Source organism: Natrialba swarupiae, assembly GCF_008245225.1.
Classification (GTDB): Archaea; Halobacteriota; Halobacteria; order Halobacteriales; family Natrialbaceae; genus Natrarchaeobius; species Natrarchaeobius swarupiae.
In genome coordinates this window covers 1-2861 of sequence record NZ_VTAW01000063.1, presented here as the reverse complement: position 1 = coordinate 2861, position 2861 = coordinate 1, and the positions used below count along the sequence as shown (strand labels likewise).

General features: G+C 46.8%; 2 protein-coding genes and 1 pseudogene. 1 reads left to right on the top strand and 2 read right to left on the bottom strand.

What is annotated here, in order from left to right; genetic code table 11:
* Nucleotides 1–251: 251 nt before the first annotated feature.
* Nucleotides 252–470 (top strand): hypothetical protein, encoded by a 219-nt coding sequence (locus tag FYC77_RS19885; protein ID WP_202911881.1) that lies wholly within the window; start codon nt 252–254, stop codon nt 468–470.
* A gap of 721 nt (nt 471–1191) precedes the next feature.
* Here FYC77_RS19885 and FYC77_RS19880 read toward each other — a convergent pair.
* Nucleotides 1192–1959 carry an FkbM family methyltransferase gene (locus FYC77_RS19880; protein ID WP_149083221.1) on the bottom strand — a complete coding sequence of 256 codons (768 nt, stop codon included), beginning with the start codon at nt 1957–1959 and terminating at the stop codon, nt 1192–1194.
* Nucleotides 1960–2289: 330 nt separating this feature from the next.
* Nucleotides 2290–2784, bottom strand: a pseudogene (locus FYC77_RS19875) (transposase); the annotation flags it as partial.
* Nucleotides 2785–2861: the final 77 nt, after the last annotated feature.

The following is a 2861-nucleotide window of genomic DNA, read 5'->3' as shown; positions in this document are numbered from 1 at the left end:
AAGTGGCTTCGCCCCCGCGAGAAGCCGGGGCGCTATACAGAAACGGGGGGTGTACCAAAGCGACCACAAAAAAACAAAAAGGGTTGTGGGGGGTGGGTTTCCTCCCGGTTCGAGGAAAAAGTGAGTCGGTTTGTTCCCTGGGGGGGGGAGTGCTGTTGTTATTCCGGAGCGGACAGGGGTGGCGGCGGGGGCGAGCGCGGCGGGGACCCGCCGATACGGATTCCGTTGAAGAGACAACCCGAGTTCAACCGATGCGGTTCTCGAAACGCCTCCAGCGGTTCAGCGGAGATTTGCTGGAGACACTGGCCCAGCAATTGGGCTATTCGTGGGACAGCGTTGGGCTGGTAATTCTTGAAGGAGCAGTTGATCCGAACGTTGATCGCCACGCGCTGACAGAGCGCGTGGCTCACGGGACTGTCAATCCGGACGTAACCAATGACGGTGAACTGGCAACGATCCGGCCCGGCTGAGCCTGTCAGCCGGGCCGGGGGCGCCAACAATGAGTGGCAACGCTCTTGATTTCTGGGAGCTCGAAGACAGAACCATCTGTTTACTGTGGAGAGCGGGCATAATCCCGCTATTTCGATCAGACTAGAAGGTGTGTCTCATGTTTCGGTAGTTCTTGTATCGCTCCAACTGCCGAACTGAAGGTCTGTCTGGAGCTAAAGCGATAACGGGTGATTAGGCACACCTTCTGCAAGCAGACATCCTTCCTAGTTACTTACTATTTAGCGGAGAGTCTCACGAACAAGTCGGCGTCGTCAAGTTGCTTTGTGAAGTACTGGGATTTAGTTAATAAGAGCGATAGCTAGTCTCGGAGGTTTCTAAAATGTATTTTCGGCGTCACTGACGACCTCCGCGTCGTTGGTGGTAGCCTTGCTCTCTTCGAAGACGACTGCTGTATTGTTCAATATTTCGTTGATAGTGACGTCTAGGAGAGTGGTTTTGGTGTGATCTGTCCGAGAGTGACGTTGACGTCGTTGTAGCGCTGTAATCTTCATAGCAATAGCACTTCATTCCGTTAGGAATGACAGTGTCTGCGTTTGTCCCAGGAAGGTGATCACGAAAAAAGCCACTAGTCTATATGGGTCAAATTGCCAGAAACTCTGCTTTCAGTCATACCACTCGACTAGTATGACCTATACAGGGAGTATTAAATAAATCGATATAAATACAATTATTAATTAAACATCAATTGACGATATCTTTAAGTGCTTCGTGATCAACTGGATCCCTTGTAAAGAATAATCTTTTTCCTTTATTCATACCAACTAATGAGTAACCCATTGGCTGAAGTAATTTTAGTACCTCAGAACCGGTCGGCTCTCCACCTCTTTCTTCTCCTGCGTCTACAGCTATTTTTTGAGGACGTAACTGTCCTAACCCCTCAAGAATTTCAGGTTCTGCTCCCTCTGCCTCAACTTTTAAAAAATCAACCCGGGGAATGTTAAATTCGCCCACATAACTTTCTATTGTGTTTACTGGTATCTTTTCCCCTCTTTCTCCAGAATCTATATCCGGATCCAGAAAACCATCATCTACGCCAGATTCACCATACTTTATTTGTAATGTATCTTTCTCATACCACAAACCATTATTATAAATGTCTACATTGTCGAATTTCTTGAGGTTGTTCTTGGCTTTTGAGTAATTCCGCGGACTAGGTTCGAATCCAACAACTCTTTCCGCCATTTTTGCGTACATAGCAGTATCTTTCCCTTCATATACACCTGCTTCTATTACAATATCGGATTCATCTGGTGTAACCATATCATTGATCCACTTGTCCCTGTATCCCAATCCGATTTTTTGGCCCCCAATATACATAGAACCAATTGGTGGAATATGAGGTTCAAATAACAGGCGTAATCTTAACCAGTAGTATAATTGTAAAAGATTTTTATAAGCTATATGTTTGATACTCTTATTTTTAAACACAACCACTACCTTTGATCTCATAACTTGATCCAATGTGTGTCGATGGGACGGTCGCTCATCTCATTACCATTTGCTCCATAATCCGTTGAGAAATCAAAATTTTAGAATTCGGTAGAGGTGCAGAGACCGACAATATTAATTTCACGGAATGAGTGATACTATAGCATTGGAATGGTTTCCAAAGTTCTCTATTTCAAGTTCAAACACTATTAGTACAATTTTATAGTTTAGCATAAATTAGCCACACAACCCGCCATATAATACACCAGACAAAATTATTACCGATATAATGCATGGTGAAATATTTAATCCAGAAACAGTTCCACGCTATTGTGTAGTACTTTGTTGATTTCACAGCACAGCTTTGATAGCGTGCTTGAGTGCTTTTTTTCCGGCTTCCGCAATAGTTCCTGTCGGAGTTGGAACGCGCAGAGATACGGAGTAAGCTTATCCATTTAGATGTCTTGATGTGGCGAGAGCCACGGTCGTAGCAGCGCCCCGTGGCTCTCGCAGGTGTTGGCGTGAACATTCTTGGCGGACTATTCGCCGTCCCCGTGGACGACGTATTCGCGGTCGAATGCATCGTCCACGTTTAACGGTTTGTAGGCGCGAAACCCGTCAGTGTAGACGATCAATGGCTCCTTCTCGAGGTTTGCAAGAAGGAGGGGAATCATCGGTTTTTGGTGGATTCACGGGGATCACGTATCGGTCGCTGGTCCCGCGATCGACGATCGTGAACACCGGCGGTTTATCCTGTTCGTACAATCCCCGTCCGCGCGTGAATAGGCCACACGAGCGCGACCATCCGTCGCGCTCGCGGCCTTTCATTCCGGCAGAGACGTAGACTCAGTACCTCACAAGACGTCATCAGTTGAGTCGGTCTGAGATCTGATTTCTGTCGTAGGTGGCGGTGATCGGGTTAG

Coding starts and splice junctions, on each gene's coding strand:
- FYC77_RS19885 (WP_202911881.1), top strand. CDS start 252: ATGCGGTTCTCGAAACGCCTCCAGCGGTTCAGCGGAGATTTGCTGGAG.
- FYC77_RS19880 (WP_149083221.1), bottom strand. CDS start 1,959: ATGAGATCAAAGGTAGTGGTTGTGTTTAAAAATAAGAGTATCAAACAT.